We start from the raw sequence: 23,127 nt of genomic DNA, 5'->3' as shown, positions 1-23,127 counted from the left end.
ACAATAACAGACATAGCGAGATCAGGAAAAACCACGTTAAAAAATATAGGTGAAGCAGTCGGTAAAAAAGAAATCCCTAAACGGATAAGTATGGAACAAGTATCCCTCGCAGGAGGACCAACCCTTCGCCAAGTTATGATGGAAAAGCAGATAATTAAGGAAGCATATCAGAAATTCACGGTGAAGTATAGCAAAGTAGAGGATGTTTCAGGGGAGAATATTTCTAAGGGTACGGGTGAAACAAAGAACCTTAGTAGTACTGGAAATAAGATAGAGGTTGGCAAAGTTGATTTGGATGAATTAAGGAAAAAGTGGAATGTTCCTGAGACTATTACAATAGCTGTGGGTAGAACAGATATCAAAGGACTTGAAGATTTAACTTTTAAAGGAGGATCTCCAGAAGTAAGAAAAGAAGGAGGGTTGCCTTAATTAGACGAAATCTTACCTAATAGGGATATTAGGGCCCCGTATGATCACTTAAAAAACCCTAAATTAGCACAGTTCACAAGGCATGCTGAAGAAGGAGTTTTAAACGAATTTGATTCTGTCGTCAAAAAAGCAGGAATCGAACAAAGCGATATTACAGGAACTTTAAGAATTCACCAATCTAATCCGAGAGGTGTTTGTAATAAGTGCAGTAAAGGATTGCTGAAACCTTATCCAATTGAAAAAAGTGGCGTATTTTATCAAGTTCGCAAGAAATATCCAAACCTAGCAATTGTCGTAACATCGGAGATTGATGACAGTGTTAAAACCAATGGTTTGCTCTCATTCGTTTAAAAGATGGGAAAATAGAATAAATATAAGGAGGAACTCATGGAAAATAAATTATTTGATAATTTACAAAGTGAAGTAAAAGTGGGCTTTGTTTTTTGGGAATATACTCGTTTAGGCCTTTTACCCGAATCTGAATATGATAAGAGGATTTTAGAAGAATACCTCAAGAAAGAATAATGAAGGATAAGTAAAGCTTGTTCTTTTTATGACCTTAACGCAAAAGTTAAGGTCTTTTCATTGTTGAAATAGAATATGTATATCTATCGGTTCCTCAGATAATAGGCCGTGAGGACTTAAAATCATACTTCAGGCAAGGTGGCGTAGGAAAAAATTAGCAAGTGGTACAAAATTCGTCCCTTACAGCAAGGAATTTGCGCAAAAGCAGGTTCATAAGGTTCAAGCCTTCGGCAGGGAAATCGGCAAGGTGGAAGTACCTCTCCGGATTAGGGTCGAAGAATTAGCTACGGCGTATGGAAACAACTATAAACATGTCATATTTGATAAAACGACGATTAAGGATATCGTGCAGAAGTTTGCGGAGAAGAGTGATGGTGGTAAGTGTTCAAATGGAACTGGAAGTAAACCGGGTATTAACATTGGGAAAGAGGATTTGGAAACTCTTGGAATAAAACTAGGCGTTCCTGAAACTCAAACAATTGCTATTGGAAAAACAGATGTAAAAGGTTTAGAAGGTAAAATATTTGAGGGTGGCTCACCTAAAGTTAGAAAAGAAGCAGGTTTACCTGATTAAGATACAGTAATGCCCAATAGGCCAATTAAGTCACCTTCTTCCCATCCTTTATCTATTAGACATGCTGAGGAAGGTGTAATTAATGAATTCATTTTGGAGGTTGAAAGAGTAGGATTGAAGGCAGAAGAGGTTACCGGTACATTAAATTTACATCAATCTAATCCAAAAGGTGCCTGTACAACTTGTATACAAGGAATTGTTAATTCAAATGTTAAACCAGGAATATTCATGCAACTAAGTAAAAGGTACCCTGAGTTAACGATAAAGTTATCTTCTGAGACAGTAGAGGGGGTTAAACCTGCTGGGAAATTATCCTTTATTTTGAAAAATGGAGTTTTGATTGAATAAGGAGGAAAAGTTTGTGATAGAAAAAATTAATGAATTGAACGCTGATTTACAGGTAGCATTTCTTTTAACTTTGTCTGAAAAAGTTATTGGCATGATTTCGAACTCTTCTGGGTATAAAGATGTAGTAGAAGCAATTGACTTATGCTGGAGATGGGTTGAAAACAAAAACATTTCTGGAGATACTATCTATCAATTTTTAGATAATGCTGATGAAACAGGTCTATTCATTCTAATGCAATTTGAGGAGAACGAATTAAAGATCGAGGCTTGGAACTGCATTATTGATGCAATTGCTTTTGCTAATTGGAAAGCTTACATTGAGCAAGGGGAAAAATATTTACCTGCTCCAATAGAATCAGTGGATGAAGATCTATTCCATCATTTCATAAATAATTTCTTAGAAATTAACCATGGAACGGATGAAATGATCTATCGTTTAATTGATAGTTTACAAGATAATTATTCAAATAATAAAATTGATGCAAATATAAGAAAACAAATTTTATCTAGCATTGAATAAGTAATTATACAAAGGGCTGTTCAGCTTTTTCCCTTTAAGTTCTTGTTTTACACGCGCTATAAGAAACGAAGATGCTATTCCGTTATTTGCTACATCTATGGGCGATATAATTGTTTGGGAAAAAGGAAGATATTTAAACTTGCTAAATTTTAGAAAAGGGAATGTAAATGTTATTTCAGCTGGTTTTGACTTTTTTCTAGATGATTTAAATGATAATAGCTTTATTGTTGAAGAATTAGAATGGAATCCTTATCCTGAAGCAGTTGATAAATATGGAGAACCAGATTTTGATGAATGTTTTGGTTTTGGTTATACCCCTCTCCTTGGATTAGGTGGACCAGAAAAAGTGGAAAACCTGAAAAAGGTGAAACTTATTGAACATATTTATCTGATTACTCAATTCATGGGACCAATTAAATAGAGAGAACCAATCAAGTTGTAAAGATTATGATTATAATTATGAAGATCTATCAGATTCAGATAATCACGAAAGAAGGGTTATTTGGGAATATACTTGCTTAGGTCTTTTACCTGAATCTGAATATGATAAGAATATTTTAGAAGAATACCTTAAGAATGAATATTGGAGGACAAGAGGAGCTTGTTCTTATGTATGACCTTAACGCAAAAGTTAAGGTCTTTTGTCTTTTCATTGTTGAAAAAGAAAAGAAAGCAGGAATTCTTATTTAAAGAATTCCTGCTTTGCATACTATTTCTTAAGAAATGATTTTTCGAAAAATTCCAGAAGATGCTCTAGAGTGATTGGGTCACTGTATGTAGATGCTTTACTATTTATTTCAAATATACGATCGTTCTTAACTGAAGGTATATTTTTCCATGTGTCGGTCTCCACAAATGAATTAACGACATCTGGGTTATTACTAAAGATTATATAATCTCCAGTATATTCAGGAAGCACTTCCGATGAGAGGACATAAATGCCGGATTTAAGTGCTTTTTCTTTTACTTTTTCAGGCATTTTCAAATCCATTGCTTGATACAATATTTCTGTTCCACGTGCATAATTATTTCCGAATACATAAAACTCTTTAGCATCATTTTCAATTACAGAAACGGTTGCATCTTCACCAATTTTTGCACGTATCGCTTTTCCTGCGGATGCTGCACGTGTTTTGAAATCATTAACCCATTCTTTTGCTTCCTTTTCTTTGTTTAAGAGTTTACCGATTTCTATTTGCTGTGATAAATAATCTAATTTCCCCCAAGTGAATACTACAGTTGGAGCAATTTCATTTAGCTTTCCAATATTTTTCATCTCGGATCCTGCTATGATAAGGTCCGGTTCCAGTTCAATGATTTTCTCCAGGTTATCTTCTGATACGACTTCCACTCCCTTTAGTCTTTCTTTAAAAAGGGGATTCATATTAGTCCATTGATCTATCCCGACGACATTACCTTCTAAAGCGAGTACATTAGGTCCATTAGAGAGAGCAATTATTCTTTTTGGGTTTTTAGGAATCTCAACAGGACCTGTTTCTGATTGATACGTTATTGTTTCTTTTTTAGTCTTGGATGCATTATTTTCGTTCGCTGTCTCTTTGTTCCCGCAAGCACTAGGAATAAGTACAAACAAGAGCAGGGAGGGTATGAATAGCTTTTTCATTCTGGTTTTCTCCTTGTCAATAACTTTCGGAAGATTGCTAAACTCCGTGAACCAAACTATCACCCTACTTGTAGAAACATGTTTGAGGCTGGTTGGAGAAAAGCTATGACACTTTTAAGGAATATGGGCACTGGTATACTAATGAAGGAAAAAAACTATCTGTGCAATGGGGCTAAAAGAAGTAATAAGAGGGTAAGGAAACAAGGGGTCAACACATTAAATTGTAATGCATGCGAAATCCAATACTATTCGATTTATCGAGGGGAACATGGATTTAAAAAAAGCCTGACTTAGTATTAAAAGGTAATGTATAGAGTAGATATTAAAAAGTTCTAACTCTAAAGTAGTCTTATTTATGCTAGCACCAGTGTAAAATAATCAAATATTAACTTTGGAGGGTATTTATAATGCCATTAATTAGATTTGATTTAATAGAAGGGCGAGACAAGGATTCTTTGAAAAATCTATTAGATGCTGCTCACCGGGCAGTTGTTAAAGCTTTCGATGTACCTGAAAAAGATCGATATCAAATTGTTCATCAGCATCCAGCTCATGAATTAATAATAGAAGATACCGGGTTAGGTTTTGAGAGAAGTAAGAACTTAGTAGTAATAAGTGTAACCAGTAAGCAAAGAAGGGAAGATCAGAAGCAAAATTTTTATAAGGTTTTGGTTCAAGAGTTAGGAGAAAATTGCGGAATAGAACCAAATGATATTATGGTTTCAATTGTTACCAATGGTGATGCCGATTGGAGTTTTGGACTAGGAGAAGCCCAATTTTTAAATGGTAAATTATAAACAAAATTATCTTAAATCCTTTGCCTTGGACGAAGAGCATTCAAATAACTAATGAAGAAATATTCAATTAACAAATGATTTTTTTATCTTTCATATCATCGTCTACCCAGACATTGAGTGACATTTTAACAACTTCGCCATGATAAAAGGAACCATAGTTAGCTGTCTTTCTTATGGATATGCCTGCTTAATCATTGGAGGTTGAAAATATAGAACAAAACGAATGAAAATTAATCGAAAGCTGAGGATTGGCGAAGGGTGCTGGAGGCTGGATGATTTTTGGAACTGAAGCTGTCACTTTAGGAGATATTTTGCATCTGTTTTAAGTGATATTTTGCACTATAAGTAAAATTAATAAGAACAATTTTGGAGCTTTAAAATAAAGATCGATTAAAAATGTGTTTTAAGCTATATTCAATAGTCAATGTAAAAACCCCATTTTGAAAAAGGATTGATTCAAAATGGAGTTATTCTATTTAGCTAAGTATGAGATTTTTATAAGTTTGATTACATGTCCTTATACCACTAAAACAAACGTTTGTTTAAATTTATTCACATCAATCCTCTTTAAATGGAAGGATAATTTAATCAAAATGCCAGTCAGTGGTCGGTGTATTCTATATTAAATTATAGTCTAACCTTAACCTCAGTGCCGTCCTTAGCTTTGACATCTACTAGCACGACCCCTTTATAATTTTTCAGTTCCTTGACGATAGGCTTTAGCGTTTTTTTGTCTATTAGTGGAAAGGTAAAGTCCAGTTTTTTTCTTTCGAAGTGCTCTTTTGTCCATTTGTTTGCATTTTGCTGAAAAAATTTTGAAGACAAAATTGAAATAACAATGTTTAAAAAAGCATATGGAATTGGGATGGAAAACCGAACGTCTTTTGCTTTCACTTTTACATGCATCATAAGCAAATCACTAATCAATGATGACCGAAACGGTATCCCCGTTTGCCGATTTAATATCAACTATTTGGCCATCTAATTCGTTTTCGATTGCTTCAATAATAAGGTTTATGTTTATATCTTTAACGTATTTTTCCGATTGAGGAATACTCGCTGCGATGCTGTGTCCAGCCATTAATACTACCTTGACAAGTTTTATAGGCAAATTGACCGTGACGTTATCATTTTCGGCTGATACAACACGAATTTTTAATGTTTTATCTAAATATTTAGTCGGTTTTTCAAAAATCTTATTACCTGTTTCTTCTTTCTCTTTTAATATTTGAATCAGTTCCGTTCCCTTATCTGCATCAATCTTCCCTTCTTGAACCATTGTTAACACTCTTGTAATTTCCTCTTTCATGATAAATTCCTCCTTATTCCTCTTTTAAGAGCTTAATAGCTTCTTCTGGTGTGATTTCGCCATTTTCCAACATGGTGACGACTTTTTTCTCGTCTACTTCATTTTTCTTCTTCTGCACATATCCAAGGGATGAAATGATGTCTGTTAGCTTACCTCGAACCGTTGGATACGAAATCCTCATTTCCTTTTCAACTTCTTTGATATTCCCTCTGCATGTTAAAAATACTTCCACAAAATGAAGCTGATCCTTTGATAAGGATGCGAGCTTAGATAATTCAAACTCATTTTCAATCGTGGTGTGACAATGAGAGCACTGCAACTTTGTAATTTTCAATGTTTCACTGCAAACAGGACAATTTGTGATTACTTTATAGGCCATAATAAAATTCCTTTCTTTTATTTGATTCGATTATATAACAAGGAATTAAAAATATAAATAATAAAGTTTAAATTTTTTATCCAAAAAATTAATGATTTTAATTTATTGTTTAATATTATTGATTATCTGTTTTCGTTATTCATTCAAGTATTATATTTACCATCGTGGTTGAAATTGTAGATATTCCTCTTGGTAAAAATCCCCAGTTACATAATGAGCACGATTACTTAGACTTTGAGATGCTGATTATTAATCCCTGGATATTTGATATTAATATTCCACATTGATTTAATGAATTAAAACTTGAAAATTACTTCGTCTATATTTTAGTTATTCCAGAATAGGGTGCTATTGTTAAATAAAACTTAGATTTTTAAACGACTTTATTGTTATATTTTTAACTACAGTGAAGTATCTTATATCGAAAATTAAACGAATATATTTTACCCCCGTCCTAAATTTAGAATGGGGTCTTCTTAGCCTGTTTTTCCTGTATAATAATACTATATTTTACATTCAGGAGGAATTATTTATGGACCACGCCAGCAGCTTAATAGGGCTTTTTGCAATCATACCGATTTTGATTTATCTGGGACTTATTGTTTTAAGTGTTTATTTCATAATTAAAATAATAAAATTCATCAATGCAAAGACAAGATTAGATCAAGAAAGAAATGAAAAGCTGGATGAATTGATAAAAATTATTGGCAAAGATAAAGATAAAGATAAAGATAAAGAAAATCAAAATAAGCCATTATAAAATAAAAGCACAGTCCCATTAAGGGCTGTGTTTTTGTTATTTCACAAGAATTGTATGGATGATGAACCCATACTAGGTCCACATAAAAGGGCGTTTTTTTATAACGTCAAGGTAGGTGTACAAGCACTTCCTAATAAGTACCATAACATATTAGGAGGTGATAAAATTGACAGTTAAATTAGAAACTTTATTGGATCGTTCGGAAAAGAATATGGGCAGCAGAATTCATCCAGTCGTAAAAGAATCAGCATTGGAAATGGTTAAACGGGCATACGAAGAAGGCATTTTTGTCCAAATCAGCGTAGGTTATCGGTCTATGGAAGAGCAAGCAAAGCTATATGGTCAAGGTCGCCTAGGTTATATCTACAATGGAAAAAACTATAGTGATTTATCGAAACCAAGAGTGACCAACGCGATGCCAGGTCAATCTTACCATAACTATGGACTAGCCATTGATTACTTCATAGTCAGTGATGATGGAAAGAATGCCATATGGACTGTTGATGCAAAATGGAAACGAGTAGCGGCTATTGGTAAATCCTTGGGCTTTGCATGGGGCGGGGATTGGTCAAGCTTTAAAGATTATCCGCACTTGGATATGACGGGCGGACTAACTTATTCTCAGTTAAAAGCGGGAACAAAGCCTAGACTGATATCAAAAGTGAATGGAACCACTCCACCAGCAACACAAGTTGAATCGGAAGTCATTGTAAAAGATACGCCTGCAAAGGACAGCGGTAATCAGACTATCAAGTCCATCCAAAAGACATTAAATAGCCGGTATAATGCAAAAATAGATGTTGATGGTTATTATGGTCCTAATACTAAAAAAGCTTTGATAAAGGGTTTTCAAACCGAATTGAATAAACAATATGGGGCAAAGATTAATGTTGATGGGATATGGGGACCCCAAACTAAAGCGGCATCACCTAATGTTAGGGAAGGGGCAAAAGGGAATATCACCTATATCCTTCAAGCTGCACTTTATTTGGAAGGGCAAAATCCACATGGCATAGATGGTATTTTTGGAAGCGGAACGGAAATAGCGGTTAAGGCATTTCAAAGGGCCAAGGGAGTACCTGCAGACGGTATTGCAGGTGAAAATACCTTTGCAAAATTATTTGGATAATATATGAAATTGAATAAAACTATAATGCTTAAATACAATTGGCTTAGAAAAAAAGCCCTAAAAATGAGGGCTTTTTTTATATGAATAAAAAATGATTTTTATAATAGCAGTTTTTTTAAATGTAAATATCCCAATCGTTCAAGAAACGTAGTATAAGAAATGTAAGAATACATACTGGGACAAGAAATGTAACTGCATTTACGATATGGAAGTACTTTAATGCGGAATGATTTATACCCTTCACTTTAATCACTAAATAGAAGAATGATAAGGTTGCGATAATTGGGCATAACAAGCCAAGATCTGTTAAAATCCTTGAAATTGGGTAGTTCATCATACTAAGTCCAATGATGAATGAAGCAAGGCAGATAACATTGATAACCGACAAAATGGTTGGTATTAATAACAAATTCTTTTTTACTGTCTCCATTTATTTACCTCCAAAGTGATAATCCCACTCGATATCTTATAATATCCACTTATTGGTAGCGATGCAAGGTTAAGGCTTTATTAAAAGTAAAGGTTGATTTACAAAGGAAAAATATTTAAAAGTCGTCCTTACACAATTATGAATTGTAATATTTATCGAGCATTTATACTCATTTTTGTTCACTTAAAATTGACTGAAATATAATAGTCTTTTTAATTTCCCATCACATTTAGACAATAAAGTTAAAGGAGGACATAACTTTATTGGAGGAAAAAGATGAAAAAAATATGGAAAAAGCCAATTTTGCCTATCGCCTCTATTAGTCTAGCGTCATTGATGATTGTAAATGCGATTCCAGAAACTCCAGTTCAAGCAGAATTGAATGTTCACTCACAAGTGCAAATGAAAAATCATGTGCTTCCGCTGGGAACGTCTAATTTGCATGAGCGAAGAACTTCTATGAATCCAGCACCAGGAGTGACCTATACAAAAATCAATCGTGGTGAAACATCTTCTAAAGACTATTTCACAGTGGATGTGGCATTTCTAGAAACACAGAAGCAGGCAAAGATATTGTTGGGAAATTTAAAGAGAGACGGTTTCAAAAATGCTCGCATAATAAGGGAACCGGATCGGGCCTTGGATGACCGGGAAAAAGGTCCACTTGGATACATTGTTCGCATCGGCCAATATCAGCAGGAAGCGGATGCAGCCGAAATGAGAAACAAGTTATCGGAAAAGGGATATTCGGGGCTAAGGACTGTGTTTACGGGTGAAGACGGAGAGAAAACAACAGGACCATGGGTAGTGAACGTAATTGAAGTGGATCGGGATCGATTTCAAGGGCATGTGGTGCCTAAATTAGCAAATGATGCAGTGATAGGAAAAGAAACATTGACCCAAATGGCTGACAGAAATGATGCCATTGCAGGAGTTAATGCTGGATACTTTATTGTTGGAGCCAAGGATGGTACACCAGGCGATCCTGCCGGTATATTCGCCAGCAAAGGTCAACTTGTCAGTGAAGCGATAAATGGCCGTTCAGCTCTGATTTTATCTTCTGTTGAAGAGAAGGCAAACATTGCATCTGTTTCCACGTCAATTCAGGCTACTTCATCTGATGGTGCGGTTAGGGAAGTGGATGGATTAAATCGTAAGCCGGGATTCATCCGCAATTGTGGCGGTGTTGGAGGAGATACGACAACAGAACGGCCGAAACATGATTATACTTGTACGGATGAAAGTGAGCTTATCCAATATACATCCGTATTTGGAGAAAAGACAGAATCGGGCGATGGTGTGGAAGTGGTAGTAAATCATGCTGGGGAAGTGATGGAAATTCGTAACCATCGTGGGGGAATAATTCCAAGCAGCGATTCTGTTCTTGCGGGAACGGGGGAAGCGGCAGAATGGCTTCGTGATCATGCCCAACAAGGGATGAAGATTAAGGTGAAGAGTGAAGTCATCGGGGATGGAAAGCTATTAAAATTAGACCAAACCACTAGCATGATTAACGGAGGTCCTCGATTATTGGAAAACGGAGAAATTTCCATTAATGCCGTAGAGGAAGGCTTTCACTGGGAAGAAGATCCTGGGTTTTATTATCGTTTTGGGGAACGTCGTAATCCTAGAACGCTTGCAGGAATAAAAGAGAATGGCAATCTATTATTTGTCACCATCGATGGACGCGCACCCGGATGGAGTGTGGGGGCAAATTTTGAAGAAAGTGCAAAAGTCATGAAGTCATTAGGAGCCGTATATGCCATCAATCTTGACGGAGGCGGATCGACGACCATGACAGTTGGGAATGACCGAGTCACAAGACCGTCTGATGCAACAGGTGAACGCCCGATTGCCGATGGAATATTGATAGTTAAATAATAGATGAACATGTAAAGGAGATAAAGAATAACTTCTTCCATATATTTAGAAGATACCTTTAAGTAGTGATAATAGTTTTAGTTCAAACCGGCCGTCACGAATAAACTAAAAAACCTCTTCAGATTTTTTTCTGAAGAGATTTTTTAATAATAATGGGATCATCCGACCAAGATCACAAAGAATTAAGCTATTTATTGTTTGAACTTGTGGCATAATAAAAGGTTAATCATGGGGATTGTTTTCAATTGACGAAATCTTTTACTCCACTTTAGCCCTTTTACTTTATCAAGATAGCCCCAGTTAACTGTAGACTAGTTACAAAACTCCCTTATAATCTGGTTTTTTATTTCTTCTACCGGAAACCCTTGTTGATAGGTGGAAATCATCAACATAATACCCTGTAGCACAGATGAAAAATATAATGATCGTTTCCTTGGTTCCTTTTCTCCTATAGTTTCAAATATTTTACATTGAAACTCAAATTGTCTAGCATTTGCTTCAGTTATGAGATGACTGTATTTTATCAACTCTTCATCAGCCTCTGGCTGTGTTTGCAGGTGGAGATAGAAGCGATGGACTTCCGGTTTTTTGTGGATATTTTCAATGGCACCATTGACTATATGTTCAAGCTGTTCACGAGGTGTATTTAAGGTGAACGCTTCTTCCATGACTTCAACCACTTCCCTGATTCTGGCCTCGACCATTTCAGAAAGCAGTTCTTCTTTTCCTTTGTAATAGTTATAGAGTAACCCTTTAGAAATACCCGCCTTCTTGGCTATATCGCTTATAGAAGTAGCGTAATATCCTTGTTTCATAAATAACTCAATGGCTGCAGCACGAATTTTTTCTTTGGATGCTTGGCGAATACGGTCATTCTCTTCGGGTGTACGGGGCATTTTAACTTCAATCCTCCATAAAGGCAGTGAATTCTTTATATAAAACTTCAGAATGGGTGAGGGGCAGCATATGATCGGCATCCACTAATTCGATGAAACGGATGTTTGGAACCTTACGGAAACAATCGGCAACTCGAAAATTGTCAGCCAAGTCCTTTTTGCCGATAAAAAATAAAGTTTCGGGGTTTAATTCTTCTAATCGTTCCATTGCTGGCGGCTGAGGCCATTTCATGCAGAAATCCGCGGGCCACTTAAGCATGCGCCCGAAATGATGCCTTAGCATTTGAACAGTGAGATCTTTGTGAGGACTATCGATAACAACTTGATAAGTTGGTGAATGAAGGGCAAGCTCCAACATCTTATCTATATTGGGGGCACTTTCCAAAATCTTGTCATGATATTGTTCAAACTCCTTTGAATAGGGAAAACCAGTTAAAGAAGGAGCAATTAATACAAGTTTCGAAACTCTTTCAGGGTAAATAAGAGCGAAATCAGTTGTAATCTGTCCGCCCATGGAATGGCCTATAAGCGTTGCCTGATTAAGTTCCAGGTAATCCATTAATGCCAATACATCGTCAACATAGTTTGCATGTTTTATAGGGGATGGCGATTTACCAGCACCACGGCCATCAAAAGCAATAACTTTGTAATCCTTAGATAAAAGAGAAGCCAAAAATGTCCATTGCCTCAAATCAGCACCACCACCATGAATAAGAACAACAGGATGACCACTGCCAGTAATCTCAAAATGTAAATCCAATGCAACCCCTCCATTTTTTTACTGAATTTTCAGTATTATTTTATTATTGAATGAACGTTTAGTCAATAGAAAATGCAGTTTATTTTGAATGATTTTAGATTTTATATCTATTCCGTATAATGGGCAAAACAATAGCAAATCCGAAGGCCTCAGATTTAAATCTCCTCAGGTTTTCTTAGGCGATCTTTGTGTTGAGTAAAAAATGATGTATAATGAACACGTTTTCAACACTTTGAAAAAGAGGGTACGAATAGTATGGAAATCATTTCAAATATATTACAGAAACCAGAAACGGATAATCAAATACTCTTTATAGGAAATACCGAAGATGAGATTTTGTTTGTGAATAGTAAAATCAAATTGCCTGGTGAAGAAAATCGGTTAATTATTGAACGTGGAGCGGAATTAAAAGATGCGACGCTAAGTTTTAATGGCAACAACTCGCGTATAATCATTGGGAAATCCAAACGCAATGCAACGATGAGAGTCAATGGTTGTTCCTTTTCTGCAAAGGAGAATTAGCAATGGGAACAATGGAAGAAGGAACAACTGAATAACTATTTGTTTAGTTATAAAGGAAAAGACAGAAGCAAAGATTAGCTCACTGTCTTTTTTGATTAATTATAAGTTACTTAATTAAAGGTGACACACAGGGCAATACAGTACGCTCACGATGTTTTAAATGGTAAGAGATAACAGGGAGAACAGCAAAATTAGCATGTCAAAGGTTCTTGAATGACTTAGAAAGGTCACAATTAAAAGTATTAAGTGGAGATTTCCCTTACAAAATTGATGAGGAACAAGCTAATGAACTGTTAGATTATGCAGAAACTCTTGTAGTTGGAGAACAGAGACTATGTATCTAACATTCTGTGAAGATGTATTAATTAGAGGGAATATCTCCAATACTACATCTCGTTTTGTTGTGGGATACTCAACGTATCAGTTAAAGATAACATAGTTAATGGAATTACGAATGAAATGGTATATGTGAGTGTTGCTACTGCAGGTGGAAGTAAAAGTTTTGTGGGATTAGGGTACACCAAGGATTATTACATTATTGGGAATATAATGGAAAATTGTGGACGAAGTGCATTTAATATGAGTGGCTTGGATGGGCTAGAAGTTCATTCTAATGTTATCATTAATTCCACTACAGAAACAGTTGGTACACGTAGTGCCATTGTTGCATCAGCAAGTTCAAAGAATGGACGTATTTATAATAATAAAGTACGTGGAGTAAATCAAAAGTATGGTGTAGAAGTAACATCTGGTTGTCAATGACGAAACCAATGATAAATAATTCTGTTGGTGGATTTGAAGGAACGTCCATGCATAGCGCAAATGGAACACGTTACAAATTAACTGTTACAGATGCAGGTGCTCCATTATTTACAGCAGGATAATGATTGTTGAACTTTTACAGACATGGGGTATCCGTTAAAATGAAAATAAACTAAAGGGGTTTTAAAAATGATTGAAGCCTTAGTTGATCATTCCTACCAAGATGATTATCATAGTATTGCTCAAATAAATGTAAAATTAGCTGATGTTAACGAAAATAAAAGGGTTTCTAAACTTCTGGCTGAAAATAATAACTTTGGCGGGGAAATTTTCATCTCAGGTGGGGATGTAAAAGGATTCTTAAGTAATGCCTTAAACATTGAACAAAAATATATCGACATTAACATCGAAGAAATTGATCTGTATTAAAACTTTTGGAACAAACTGTGCGGTAGGTTAGAACTTCTATTATTTAAATTTTTTATTCCTAATTTGATATTAGGATATAATAGAAATAAATGAATAAAAGGTGTGATTTTTCTGACGGAAGCACTAAAAAAGCAGCATAGAAAGTTATCTCGTTTGATAATTATCCAACGGACCATTCTTATTACAATTGGCGCTTTGTTAATGGCCACGGGATTGGAAATATTTTTAATTCCCAACAATGTAATTGATGGTGGCATTACAGGTATTTCAATTATGCTTTCTCACATTACTGGGGTAAAACTAGGAATCTTTCTTTTTCTATTGAATCTACCATTTGTATATCTGGGATATAAACAGTTTGGAAAAGCTTTTGCTATATCTACTATATATGGGATTATAATGCTCTCTATTTTTGCAACATATTTTCATCCTATTCCACCCTTCACTGAGGACATCCTTCTTGCTACAATATTTGGCGGCATTTTCTTAGGTGTCGGTGTAGGAATAGTAATTCGTAACGGTGGGGCACTTGATGGTACAGAAATACTCTCGATTGTTATTAGTAATAAAGTTCCTTTTTCTGTTGGCGAAATTGTTATGTTCATCAATGTATTTATACTTGGTTCTGCCGGATTCGTTTACACATGGGATAGAGCTATGTATTCAATCTTAGCTTATGTAATAGCTGCTAAAGCCATTGACATTGTTATTACTGGAATGGAAGAAACAAAGTCAGTGTGGATAATTAGCGATGAAGCAAGAGAGCTAGGTGATGCAATCAATAATCGCTTAGGACGAGGTGTGACATACTTACATGGTGAAGGTGCCTATTCTGGAGAGGACAAGAAGGTTATTTTTTGTATAATTACCAGACTTGAAGAATCTAAGTTAACTACAATTGTTGAAGAGATTGACCCTTCATCTTTCTTAGCGATTGCAAATATTGCGGAAGTACGTGGTGGACGGTTCAAAAAGAAAGATATTCATTAAATTATAAAAAAATACTTATTAACAAAGCCAACATTTTGATGTTGGCTTTTGTTTGTGTTAATCACTAGAAAAAATAGAGATTGTCAAAGTCAAAAAAAAAGTAACCCCGGTCAAGGAATAATTACTTCAATATAATCGGTATGATAGTATATGAAGCAACATTTGAAAGGTGAAAATATTAACTGTTAGATGAACAGTCCTAATATACAACATTAAGCTATGCGAGAATCACAGAGGAACGAAAACGTGATCAACATAAAATATATTTAGTTCAATGAGTCGTCTCTATGGGCGGCTTTTATTTTGCTATGAAAGGGGGGATAGTATGGAAGCAGATATATTAAGCCTGTTTTTAAAAGAAGGTGGATTCGCAGCCTTATTCGTATGGATGTTGTACTCAACAATGAAAACTAATAAAGAACGAGAAGCAAATTATCAAGCTGTAATTGAGAAGAATCAGGATGTAATTGAAGCCCATGCCCAGGCCTTCTCAACACTGGCTCAAGATGTAAATGAAATTAAACAAATCATTGTTCAAGATAATAAGAATTAAAAACTAGGGAGGAATTTCAAATGAATGAATTCGTTATTTCAAGTGGACACGCTAAAGTAGTACGTGGTGCAAGTGGTATCTGGATGAGGTTAATGAAGCAAGGAACGTAGTACCGAAAGTTGCTGAATATCTAAATGAACTAAATTGTAAAGTACATACATTTAATGATGATACTTCAAAAACTCAACGGGATAATATCAATAAAATAGTAAAATATCACAATAGCAAAAGTCGGGATTTAGATGTATCTGTACATTTCAATGCTGGCACAAAGGAAACTGGAGGCACAGAGGTTCTTTATTATGGCGACGGAAATAAAGCATTGGCTGCGAAAGTATCAAAAGCAATTGCAGATGCACTTGGAATTAAAGACAGAGGAGCTAAGAAACGGACTGATTTAGGGTTCCTAAAGTGAACAGCTAAACCAGCTATTCTGATTGAAGTATGCTTTGTCGATACTAAAACTAACGCTGATGCATACAAAAAGAACTTCGATAATATGTGTAGAGCAATTGCTGAGACGTTATCAGGTGAAAAATTGAAAGAAGAAGCTAAACCAGTTGAAAAGAAAAGTGTTTTACATAGGGTACAAGTTGGCGCATTCTCTGATAAGAAAAACGCCGAAAACCTAGCAACAGAATTGAAGAAAAAAGGATACTCAACTATAATTGTTTAATATTAATATGGTATTCTCCTTCTTTTTTTGCTTAAAAGGGCTATTTAGCTTGTGAAGCTTGTCTATTCCTTTTTTTGTATAAGCATAACGTAATAATAGGATTATTAAATAAACTATGATCAAAATTAAGAATGGAGAATGATGATGGCTAATGGATGTAACCAAAATCCGATAGGGGCTTGTTCGGAAGCGGAAGGAATGAATACAACTGCTAATGGGATAGCCTCCCATGCCGAAGGAATCAATACAATTGCCAACGGGACTGCTTCTCATGCAGAAGGAAGTACCACAACTGCAGGTGGTAACGCTACACACACAGAAGGGTATGATACCGAAACAACTGCTGATACGGCACACGCAGAGGGATCTACTACGACAGCAAGCGGGGTTGCTTCCCACGCGGAAGGAAGTGAAACAACTGCGTCGGGAAACTCCTCCCACGCGGAAGGGTTTCGGACAGCGGCAACTGCGGATACAGCACATGCAGAGGGATCTACTACGACAGCAAGCGGGTTTGGTTCCCATGCGGAGGGAGAAGGGAATACAGCAAGTGGCAGGGCCTCCCATGCAAAAGGGGGTGGAGTAGATCAAATGGGTAATCCATTACCTACCTTAGCAAGCGGAGATGGTGCTCACGCAGAAGGCGTAGGGACAACCGCGAGTGGACCTGCATCTCATGCCGAGGGCTTCGATACATCTGCCGGTAATCCTGCTGCCCATGCGGAAGGAATTAGTACAATCTCCAATGGACTTGCTTCCCATGCCGAAGGTGTCAATACAAATGCGAGTGGATTTGCTGCCCACGCGGAAGGGTTAGGAACAAATGCGGGTGGGAATTCCTCCCATGCCGAAGGGGAGGGTTCTGTCTCCAGTGGGCCACGTTCCCACGCGGAAGGGCAAAGTACAACCGCAAGTGGGGAAGCTTCTCATGCCGAGGGTAGCAATACAAACGCTACTGCAACAGATTCCCATGCCGAAGGATTTCAGACAACGTCCAGTGGATTTGCGTCCCATGCCGAAGGCATTAGTACAACTGCAAGCGGAGATGCTTCTCATGCGGAAGGTGTCAATACAAATGCAAATGGATTTGCGTCTCATGCCGAAGGCCAGTCAAGAGCTTTTGGATCGACTTCTCATGCGGAAGGAGCTTCGGTAGCCAACGGAGATATTTCACACAGCGAAGGTTTGTTTACAACTGCCAATGGAGATGCTTCTCATGCTGAGGGGAACAATACAACAACAAACGGAGCTAATTCACACACTGAAGGATTGAATAATCAAACAACGGTCAGCGGTTTTAATGCCCACGCGGAAGGAGAAGGGAATACAGCCAGTGGTAGAGCCTCTCATGTGGAAGGCGGCGGTGTAGATCCATCGAGCAATCCTTCTCCCAACCTTTCTTTTGGAAATAGTGCCCACTCTGAGGGAATTGGAACGATTGCAGGTGGGTTTGCTTCTCATGCGGAAGGTGGTACTCAGGATGTTACGTCCCTGTCTGGTCCGCAAGCTTTGGGGGATTTTTCTCATGCCGAAGGAGAAAGTACAATTGCAAATGGTCTTGGCTCTGATGCCGAAGGGCAACGAACAGTCGCTAATGGGCCTGCAGCACATGCGGAAGGTTTTTTAACAATGGCCAATGGGAGTGCATCCCATGCAGAAGGGCAAGAAACTGTTGCGGATGGAACCAATTCCCATGCAGAAGGAGAGGGTACTACCACTGCAGGATTTCAAAATGCCCATATCATGGGACGCTTTGGTGATGCTGAAGAATCTAATTCGTGGTTTATCGGAAATGGTACTTCAAATGTAACGAGAGGGTTAGGAGCAAAATGGCTGGAGAGTGATGGTTAAATGTATATTGACGGTGCTGCTTATAATACAGGTGGGGCAGATTATGCCGAGATGTTTGAAACAGTGGACGGAAACATGATTGATGTCGGTTATTTTGTCACAGTTAGTGAAAAGGATAAAATTAGAATCGCCACATCCTCCGATGACTTCATCTTAGGGATTAGTAGTGCCACTCCAAGTTTAATTGGGGACAGTGCGGGATTAAGCTGGCATGGCCGTTATGAACTCGATGAATGGGGGCGCAGAACCTACCATGAAGTGATCCTTCCAGCAATAAAGGATCAGAACAGGAATGAAATGATCCCTGAGCGAACTGAAATCCAGCCTGTTATTAGTCCGGGATGGGATCCTCAGCGTGAGTACATCCCGAGAAAAAAACGTCCTGAATGGGTTCCGGTAGGACTCCTCGGTAAGATTTTAGTGAGAGATGACGGTACGTGTGAGATTCATGGGTATTGCTGGCCAAATGATGAGGGTATGGCTACTAAAGTGGAGAAAGGATATTTTGTATTAAAACGCACAGGACCAAATCAAGTACTGGTTTTGCTTAATACTGTACCATCAAGAAATGATCTGGATACTGTTGAAAGGCTAGAAAAACTAGCAAAATTAAATGAACAATCCATTGAGCACCTGAAAGAATTAGCCAAGTTGAAAGAACAAGGGTTTTTAACGGATGAAGAGTTTTTGATTCAAAAACAAAAAATATTAAATTTTTGATATTTTTAGTCTGTACAAGCTATAACTTGCTAAAAGAGAATCCTCAATATCTTTCTCTAAACTACTAAAAGATCAATGAAATTTCTTCCTTAAGAATGAATACACCATCATACTCCACATGAAAACTCATTCATCTATACCTTTTATACCTTTCTCTTAATTGAGAGGGTTATTGTTGTTGTAGGATGAATACAAAAGAATACTCTGGATACCATAAGTTTAGACCTTGTTTTTAACTGCAAAACATCGAAATGCCCTTACTCTCTTTGAGTAGGGCGGTATTATAGGATGAATAATTAGAACTGAATTGGGTAAAATTGGATAACGTTACTACCCCATAAGTGGTACCACCACCATAGAAAAAAACCCTTACTAATTTTTGAGTAGGGGCTTTTTTCATTTTCAATGAACCACCGGTTTGAATAATATTTTTAACAGGTTTAGGTTTTACTTCTAATATTGCTTCACCTGATCTACTTTCAATAAAGTCAGAAATGGAAGGGGATTGATAAACTTCAAGCTTTGTACTTTTTACTGCATATCGAGTAGGGGTAATAATTAGGATAGATGGAAATACCTTTTTATCTGGTTTTTGCCAAGGTTCATCTTTCCAATCGCCTGTATCATAATAGTTTTCATAAAGATCAATTTTCTTTTGCATGACTTCTTTCGTGTAAACATTACGTTGAACCTCAATAAATATAGGGTTAAACCAAATAGCAAAGATGTCTGGGTCAATTGTTCCCTTGTCACCATATTTTGGCTCAATCATAATGTTTTTGGTTTCCCTATGGGCTTTCATTTCAATAACCGAATCGACAAGTTCAAGGAAGTGGGGGATTTTAGTTGAGTCTGGTTTAATATTGCAGTCAAAGGTGAAGTAAACATATGAAGAGTGAAGAGTACTGCATTTGATAAAGTTATCCCTTGTTAAACGCTTTAAAACGCTATTACTTGAATTTATAGGATTCTTAAGAACTTAAGATGTTTAAAGTGTAATTCAACTATCTGGTTTCTTGACATCATTCTGAATTGTCTCAAGTCGTAAATAATCGCTTTATCCCTTTGGTTCACTATCGAACACCTCATCTAATGAAAATTCATTTACCTTTCGATCTGCGACATCTTCAAGCTCTAGTTTTTCTTGTTTCACTTTTAATTGATCAAGTAATCCTTTAGCTTTTTTCTTGTTCATGTAAGGGACTTGAATCATTATTTCAAGATAGTGCTGATCCGGGCGGTGGCCCACGTCAAATGAGGTAAGTTTATATAATAGAAGAAAAATAAAAAAAGGCAGTCACGAAGACCGCCATAATTGGGATATAACACAGGTATTTTGTGACTCTAGAGTCACGTTCCGAGTCACAAATCACAAATTTTCGTGTGACTCGGACTATTTCTTAACTTTTATTTATGATTTTTTCAATTAGCACTTGTAAATCATCCGGCCTATGAAACTCAATCGGCGAAACGCCTTTATCGAACTCTATTGTATCGGATTCTATCATTAATACATACTTTCCATTAATCTTTCCTAAATGGATGCTGTCGCCGAAATCGGCTAGAAGTCCTTTGATTGATGTACTGCCTAGCTTCATTCGTAATTCGGCTTCAGGTGTATGCTCGACAATCTGGGCTGTGGCTTCGACGACCTGATGGGTTTCAAGACGTTCCTGAATTTCCCGCTTTTCACTCGTTTCCCAGATTTCCAGGTCCTGTTCGAATTTGTGCAATTCGTCACTGTTTTCTTCGAATTGTGCGGATACATGTTCATGGACCATGTGGATGACCTGGTTTTTCATGATTTCTGGCATCGATTCGCCATATTCGACGAATTTCAAGAAGTCCTCGAAGTAGCGGGCATGTGAAGCCTGGTGGATTTTCAGTTCTCCTTCTTCGACCATACCTTCTTCGGGCATGTAGGGGTAAAGGTAGCTGAAACATTGATATAACTACATTTAGGGTACTGTGGATTTGTATCGGTCACATATTTGGTCACATTCCGATAATTTTGTCCAATTTATCCGAGACGGATTTCTGCATATCTGGTAGGACATGACTATAAGTATTTAGAGTTGTTTCAATATCTGAATGACCTAGCCTCTCCGAGATTAGCTTCACATTTACATTTTGTTGAATCAAGATAGTAGCATGAGTATGTCTAAGGTCGTGAAAGCGTATTTTGGGCAGCCCAAGTTGTTCTATTAGATTATAGAACTCTTTTCGGAAGTTTCTAGGTATCATAGGCTTGCCGCTTTTTGTACAGACAACTAGGTCGTTGTCATGGTAACTTTGTCCGTAAAGCAGTTTTTCCTGTAAGACCTGCTTCCTATAGGCTCTCAACTCATCAACTAGCTTGTTTGGGATGTGGATTGAACGGAGGCTTGCCTTGTTTTTTGCTCCTGTCTTAATCACTGCGTTCTGTGTCAGAGTTTGCCTCACGTAAATGATTTGTGCTTCAAAGTCAACGTCTTTCCACCTCAACCCAAGAACCTCTCCTTGACGCATACCAGTATATATTGATATAAGAAATCCAATATGGCAGCGGGTTAGCCGCTTTATCTTCTTAGCTTCCCTAATGAGAAAATTGACCTGTTCCACGGACCAAACATTTATCTCTTTTCGCTTGACCTTTGGAAGCGTAATACCAATAGAGGGATTATCCTTTATGAGCTTAAGGGTTTTAGCTTTCTTGAGGGATGCACTTACAATCCGAAAGATGAGATGGACTGTGTGTTCTGAATAAGACATATCGTTCACTAGGCCGTTAACAAATTTTTGTATTTGTATAGGTGCAATTTGCTGTAACTTAAAATGACCGAGTTTTGGCTTTATGACATTTCGGTAAAAGATTGAATGAATCTCAAAAGTCGAATTCTGTAGATGGCTTTTTCTTTCTTGAAACCACTCTTCCATGTATTGAGAGTATGACATTTGTGTCAAATCGAGAAACTCGTTTCCTAATATTTCTGCTTTTAACTTAGTCATCTCGTCCATTGCAAGGCTTTTAGATTCAAAGCCTCTTCTTTTGATTTGCTTACGCTTACCAGTTAAAGGGTCTGTTCCACTATCGAAAACAAACTCCCATTTACCTGTCTTTTTATTTTTAGTAATGCTTCCTTTCATAGCTCCAAGACCTCCACTAAAGTCATAGGGCTTGTTAAAGGTTTCCATTTATAATCTCTATTTTACCATAAATTCGAGGTGAAGTTTTGAAAATCTCTACATAGATGTGTTCACATCAGATGTTTAGAGGGAGGTTGAAGCATATCAGGACGAAAAGCTTTATCTAGTTCGCAATTTGTTTATCTAAACTACTAGGGTAACAACTGAAAAAGAAGTAAGTATTGACCTAGCTAATCGTTTTATGAAGCCGGTAGAGGATGAGGATTTCTGGCTTTATCTCAATGGTTGATCCGAACTAGATCGTTTAGTGAAACGGTCAGTATAACGGTAATGTAAGAAATTACACCGTATATCGACTTACATTACTAACGATATAGGAGGTTTTTTCGTATGACCAAAAGAAAAGGATTATTAGATGTTGAATTAGGCGTAAGAGGACTATTAGAGGGAATAACTGTTTCTAGTTCTGCCGTTTCAAAAGCTATGACTGAACAACCTGCTATTCTAAGTGACTCCATCTTGATTTCAAATGCACTTGACGTAATTACAAGGCAAATGAGGGTCAGCGGTAATAGAAGGTGTACAATAAGCGATTATGTACTTCATGTAGAGCATTTTCAAAGCGTAACGAATATCCGATGTGTTGCTGATATCACTGCCAATACCATTTATAAATGGTTGGATGCATGAATGTAAGTAATCAGACCAAATTAATACGTCTAAAATGGCTCAAGGCTTTTCTTTCTAGATGCTTTGATAACCGTTGGATTGAAATTAAATTCTGGAAAACAATCAACATTAAAGTCGATCAAAAGGTGAAAGATGGATCAACAGAGCATGATGTTAGTGTCCTGTTCCTTTATTAGACTAGGCAATTTCATCTACGGAAGGGACGCTGCAGCCGTTCTATTGATGTATAAAACTGGTATCCGAATAAATACATTAGTTCAGCTTGAAAATGGCATATCGACTTCAATAGCAAAGTGTTGAAACTAGAAGGAAGCATTATGAAAAATCATCAACAAATTAAATTGTCCTTTGATGACTTTCTGAAGAAGTTGTTAGAGGTACTGATAAAATAGAATACGGTCATTAGAAAGGATATGGCAAGAAGAATAGTCTATTGTTTATTACTTG

Annotated in this window: 31 protein-coding genes and 3 pseudogenes; 23 read left to right on the top strand and 11 right to left on the bottom strand. The window is 36.8% G+C overall.

The window, feature by feature from the left end; genetic code table 11:
- Nucleotides 1-90 precede the first annotated feature (90 nt).
- From J7J00_RS27775 to J7J00_RS00330, 8 genes and pseudogenes are all read left to right on the top strand, one after another.
- On the top strand, nucleotides 91-429 hold the full coding sequence (locus J7J00_RS27775) for a hypothetical protein (protein ID WP_286201111.1): 339 nt from the start codon (nucleotides 91-93) through the stop codon (nucleotides 427-429).
- A gap of 216 nt (nucleotides 430-645) precedes the next feature.
- The gene (locus tag J7J00_RS27770; protein WP_286201110.1) at nucleotides 646-780 is read left to right on the top strand and encodes a hypothetical protein; all 135 of its coding nucleotides are present in this window, start codon (nucleotides 646-648) and stop codon (nucleotides 778-780) included.
- A gap of 36 nt (nucleotides 781-816) precedes the next feature.
- The gene (locus tag J7J00_RS00350) at nucleotides 817-954 is read left to right on the top strand and encodes a hypothetical protein (protein WP_214786476.1); all 138 of its coding nucleotides are present in this window, start codon (nucleotides 817-819) and stop codon (nucleotides 952-954) included.
- A gap of 247 nt (nucleotides 955-1,201) precedes the next feature.
- Nucleotides 1,202-1,528 carry a hypothetical protein gene (locus tag J7J00_RS27765; protein WP_286201109.1) on the top strand — a complete coding sequence of 109 codons (327 nt, stop codon included), beginning with the start codon at nucleotides 1,202-1,204 and terminating at the stop codon, nucleotides 1,526-1,528.
- Between the two features lie 93 nt (nucleotides 1,529-1,621).
- Nucleotides 1,622-1,876 (top strand): hypothetical protein, encoded by a 255-nt coding sequence (locus J7J00_RS27760; RefSeq protein ID WP_286201108.1) that lies wholly within the window; start codon nucleotides 1,622-1,624, stop codon nucleotides 1,874-1,876.
- Between the two features lie 13 nt (nucleotides 1,877-1,889).
- Nucleotides 1,890-2,396, top strand: coding sequence for an Imm6 family immunity protein (locus tag J7J00_RS00340; RefSeq protein ID WP_214786474.1), 507 nt, complete (start codon nucleotides 1,890-1,892; stop codon nucleotides 2,394-2,396).
- A gap of 58 nt (nucleotides 2,397-2,454) precedes the next feature.
- Nucleotides 2,455-2,817 (top strand): annotated as a pseudogene (locus J7J00_RS00335) (T6SS immunity protein Tdi1 domain-containing protein); the annotation flags it as partial.
- 31 nt (nucleotides 2,818-2,848) lie between these two features.
- Nucleotides 2,849-3,013 (top strand): annotated as a pseudogene (locus tag J7J00_RS00330) (immunity protein YezG family protein); the annotation flags it as partial.
- A gap of 92 nt (nucleotides 3,014-3,105) precedes the next feature.
- On the opposite strand, the gene J7J00_RS00325 reads toward J7J00_RS00330, so the two are convergent.
- On the bottom strand, nucleotides 3,106-4,020 hold the full coding sequence (locus tag J7J00_RS00325) for an iron-hydroxamate ABC transporter substrate-binding protein (RefSeq protein WP_214786472.1): 915 nt from the start codon (nucleotides 4,018-4,020) through the stop codon (nucleotides 3,106-3,108).
- Between the two features lie 407 nt (nucleotides 4,021-4,427).
- Between J7J00_RS00325 and J7J00_RS00320 the strand changes: the two genes are divergently transcribed.
- Nucleotides 4,428-4,817, top strand: a complete 390-nt coding sequence (locus J7J00_RS00320; RefSeq protein WP_214786470.1) for a tautomerase family protein — start codon at nucleotides 4,428-4,430, stop codon at nucleotides 4,815-4,817.
- Between the two features lie 627 nt (nucleotides 4,818-5,444).
- Here the strand turns inward: J7J00_RS00320 and J7J00_RS00315 are convergent.
- Genes J7J00_RS00315 through J7J00_RS00305 form a run of 3 tightly spaced genes read right to left on the bottom strand, consistent with a single transcriptional unit; the run spans nucleotide 5,445 to nucleotide 6,505 of the window.
- Nucleotides 5,445-5,726, bottom strand: coding sequence for a hypothetical protein (locus tag J7J00_RS00315; protein WP_214786688.1), 282 nt, complete (start codon nucleotides 5,724-5,726; stop codon nucleotides 5,445-5,447).
- 10 nt (nucleotides 5,727-5,736) lie between these two features.
- A complete protein-coding gene (locus J7J00_RS00310; protein WP_214786468.1) occupies nucleotides 5,737-6,126 on the bottom strand; it encodes an SHOCT-like domain-containing protein in 390 nt (129 codons plus the stop codon).
- Nucleotides 6,127-6,139: 13 nt separating this feature from the next.
- Nucleotides 6,140-6,505 (bottom strand): DUF2089 domain-containing protein, encoded by a 366-nt coding sequence (locus J7J00_RS00305; RefSeq protein WP_214786466.1) that lies wholly within the window; start codon nucleotides 6,503-6,505, stop codon nucleotides 6,140-6,142.
- A gap of 532 nt (nucleotides 6,506-7,037) precedes the next feature.
- Between J7J00_RS00305 and J7J00_RS00300 the strand changes: the two genes are divergently transcribed.
- Both J7J00_RS00300 and J7J00_RS00295 read left to right on the top strand, forming a co-directional pair.
- Nucleotides 7,038-7,265 (top strand): hypothetical protein, encoded by a 228-nt coding sequence (locus tag J7J00_RS00300; protein ID WP_214786463.1) that lies wholly within the window; start codon nucleotides 7,038-7,040, stop codon nucleotides 7,263-7,265.
- 166 nt (nucleotides 7,266-7,431) lie between these two features.
- Nucleotides 7,432-8,394 (top strand): peptidoglycan-binding protein, encoded by a 963-nt coding sequence (locus tag J7J00_RS00295; protein WP_286201107.1) that lies wholly within the window; start codon nucleotides 7,432-7,434, stop codon nucleotides 8,392-8,394.
- Nucleotides 8,395-8,509: 115 nt separating this feature from the next.
- Here the strand turns inward: J7J00_RS00295 and J7J00_RS00290 are convergent, their stop codons facing one another.
- A complete protein-coding gene (locus J7J00_RS00290) occupies nucleotides 8,510-8,824 on the bottom strand; it encodes a hypothetical protein (protein ID WP_214786459.1) in 315 nt (104 codons plus the stop codon).
- Nucleotides 8,825-9,100: 276 nt separating this feature from the next.
- Here J7J00_RS00290 and J7J00_RS00285 point away from each other — a divergent pair, with 276 nt between their 5' ends.
- Nucleotides 9,101-10,705, top strand: a complete 1,605-nt coding sequence (locus J7J00_RS00285; protein WP_214786457.1) for a phosphodiester glycosidase family protein — start codon at nucleotides 9,101-9,103, stop codon at nucleotides 10,703-10,705.
- Between the two features lie 311 nt (nucleotides 10,706-11,016).
- On the opposite strand, the gene J7J00_RS00280 is transcribed toward J7J00_RS00285, so the two are convergent.
- Nucleotides 11,017-11,601: a TetR/AcrR family transcriptional regulator gene (locus J7J00_RS00280; protein WP_214786455.1), complete on the bottom strand. Its 585-nt coding sequence runs from the start codon at nucleotides 11,599-11,601 to the stop codon at nucleotides 11,017-11,019.
- Between the two features lie 7 nt (nucleotides 11,602-11,608).
- Nucleotides 11,609-12,361 carry an alpha/beta fold hydrolase gene (locus tag J7J00_RS00275; RefSeq protein ID WP_214786453.1) on the bottom strand — a complete coding sequence of 251 codons (753 nt, stop codon included), beginning with the start codon at nucleotides 12,359-12,361 and terminating at the stop codon, nucleotides 11,609-11,611.
- A 255-nt stretch (nucleotides 12,362-12,616) separates the two neighbouring features.
- Between J7J00_RS00275 and J7J00_RS00270 the strand changes: the two genes are divergently transcribed.
- The 9 genes from J7J00_RS00270 (at nucleotide 12,617) to J7J00_RS27755 (ending at nucleotide 18,864) form a co-directional block, all read left to right on the top strand.
- Nucleotides 12,617-12,883: a hypothetical protein gene (locus J7J00_RS00270; RefSeq protein WP_214786451.1), complete on the top strand. Its 267-nt coding sequence runs from the start codon at nucleotides 12,617-12,619 to the stop codon at nucleotides 12,881-12,883.
- Nucleotides 12,884-13,351: 468 nt separating this feature from the next.
- The gene (locus tag J7J00_RS00265) at nucleotides 13,352-13,645 is read left to right on the top strand and encodes a hypothetical protein (protein WP_214786449.1); all 294 of its coding nucleotides are present in this window, start codon (nucleotides 13,352-13,354) and stop codon (nucleotides 13,643-13,645) included.
- A 189-nt stretch (nucleotides 13,646-13,834) separates the two neighbouring features.
- The gene (locus J7J00_RS00260; protein WP_214786447.1) at nucleotides 13,835-14,074 is read left to right on the top strand and encodes a hypothetical protein; all 240 of its coding nucleotides are present in this window, start codon (nucleotides 13,835-13,837) and stop codon (nucleotides 14,072-14,074) included.
- A gap of 111 nt (nucleotides 14,075-14,185) precedes the next feature.
- The gene (locus tag J7J00_RS00255) at nucleotides 14,186-15,064 is read left to right on the top strand and encodes a YitT family protein (RefSeq protein ID WP_214786686.1); all 879 of its coding nucleotides are present in this window, start codon (nucleotides 14,186-14,188) and stop codon (nucleotides 15,062-15,064) included.
- Between the two features lie 325 nt (nucleotides 15,065-15,389).
- Nucleotides 15,390-15,617, top strand: a complete 228-nt coding sequence (locus J7J00_RS00250) for a BhlA/UviB family holin-like peptide (RefSeq protein WP_214786445.1) — start codon at nucleotides 15,390-15,392, stop codon at nucleotides 15,615-15,617.
- A gap of 79 nt (nucleotides 15,618-15,696) precedes the next feature.
- Entirely contained in the window at nucleotides 15,697-16,032 is a 336-nt protein-coding gene (locus J7J00_RS28775; protein ID WP_214786684.1) for an N-acetylmuramoyl-L-alanine amidase, read from the top strand.
- A 123-nt stretch (nucleotides 16,033-16,155) separates the two neighbouring features.
- The gene (locus tag J7J00_RS00240) at nucleotides 16,156-16,293 is read left to right on the top strand and encodes an SPOR domain-containing protein (RefSeq protein ID WP_214786443.1); all 138 of its coding nucleotides are present in this window, start codon (nucleotides 16,156-16,158) and stop codon (nucleotides 16,291-16,293) included.
- A 144-nt stretch (nucleotides 16,294-16,437) separates the two neighbouring features.
- Nucleotides 16,438-18,144 carry a serine-rich family protein gene (locus J7J00_RS00235; protein ID WP_286201106.1) on the top strand — a complete coding sequence of 569 codons (1,707 nt, stop codon included), beginning with the start codon at nucleotides 16,438-16,440 and terminating at the stop codon, nucleotides 18,142-18,144.
- Nucleotides 18,145-18,864 carry a peptidase G2 autoproteolytic cleavage domain-containing protein gene (locus J7J00_RS27755; RefSeq protein WP_286201105.1) on the top strand — a complete coding sequence of 240 codons (720 nt, stop codon included), beginning with the start codon at nucleotides 18,145-18,147 and terminating at the stop codon, nucleotides 18,862-18,864.
- Nucleotides 18,865-19,096: 232 nt separating this feature from the next.
- On the opposite strand, the gene J7J00_RS27750 is transcribed toward J7J00_RS27755, so the two are convergent.
- The 4 genes and pseudogenes from J7J00_RS27750 to J7J00_RS00215 form a co-directional block, all read right to left on the bottom strand.
- Nucleotides 19,097-19,636: a hypothetical protein gene (locus J7J00_RS27750; RefSeq protein ID WP_286201104.1), complete on the bottom strand. Its 540-nt coding sequence runs from the start codon at nucleotides 19,634-19,636 to the stop codon at nucleotides 19,097-19,099.
- A 285-nt stretch (nucleotides 19,637-19,921) separates the two neighbouring features.
- On the bottom strand, nucleotides 19,922-20,059 hold the full coding sequence (locus tag J7J00_RS00225) for a hypothetical protein (RefSeq protein WP_214786441.1): 138 nt from the start codon (nucleotides 20,057-20,059) through the stop codon (nucleotides 19,922-19,924).
- Between the two features lie 205 nt (nucleotides 20,060-20,264).
- Nucleotides 20,265-20,801 (bottom strand): annotated as a pseudogene (locus J7J00_RS00220) (DUF3898 domain-containing protein); the annotation flags it as partial.
- A 58-nt stretch (nucleotides 20,802-20,859) separates the two neighbouring features.
- Nucleotides 20,860-21,990 (bottom strand): site-specific integrase, encoded by a 1,131-nt coding sequence (locus J7J00_RS00215; protein WP_214786437.1) that lies wholly within the window; start codon nucleotides 21,988-21,990, stop codon nucleotides 20,860-20,862.
- Between the two features lie 390 nt (nucleotides 21,991-22,380).
- On the opposite strand from J7J00_RS00215, the gene J7J00_RS27745 reads away from it, so the two are divergent.
- Nucleotides 22,381-22,680 carry a hypothetical protein gene (locus J7J00_RS27745; RefSeq protein WP_286201103.1) on the top strand — a complete coding sequence of 100 codons (300 nt, stop codon included), beginning with the start codon at nucleotides 22,381-22,383 and terminating at the stop codon, nucleotides 22,678-22,680.
- A gap of 132 nt (nucleotides 22,681-22,812) precedes the next feature.
- Nucleotides 22,813-22,980, top strand: a complete 168-nt coding sequence (locus tag J7J00_RS27740) for a hypothetical protein (RefSeq protein ID WP_286201102.1) — start codon at nucleotides 22,813-22,815, stop codon at nucleotides 22,978-22,980.
- Nucleotides 22,981-23,127: the final 147 nt, after the last annotated feature.

Source organism: Bacillus sp. ISL-4, from assembly GCF_018613275.1.
GTDB classification, from domain to species: Bacteria; Bacillota; Bacilli; order Bacillales; family DSM-1321; genus Peribacillus; species Peribacillus simplex_E.
Note: the sequence above shows the minus strand (reverse complement) of the source record. Positions and strands in the feature narration are given on the sequence as shown.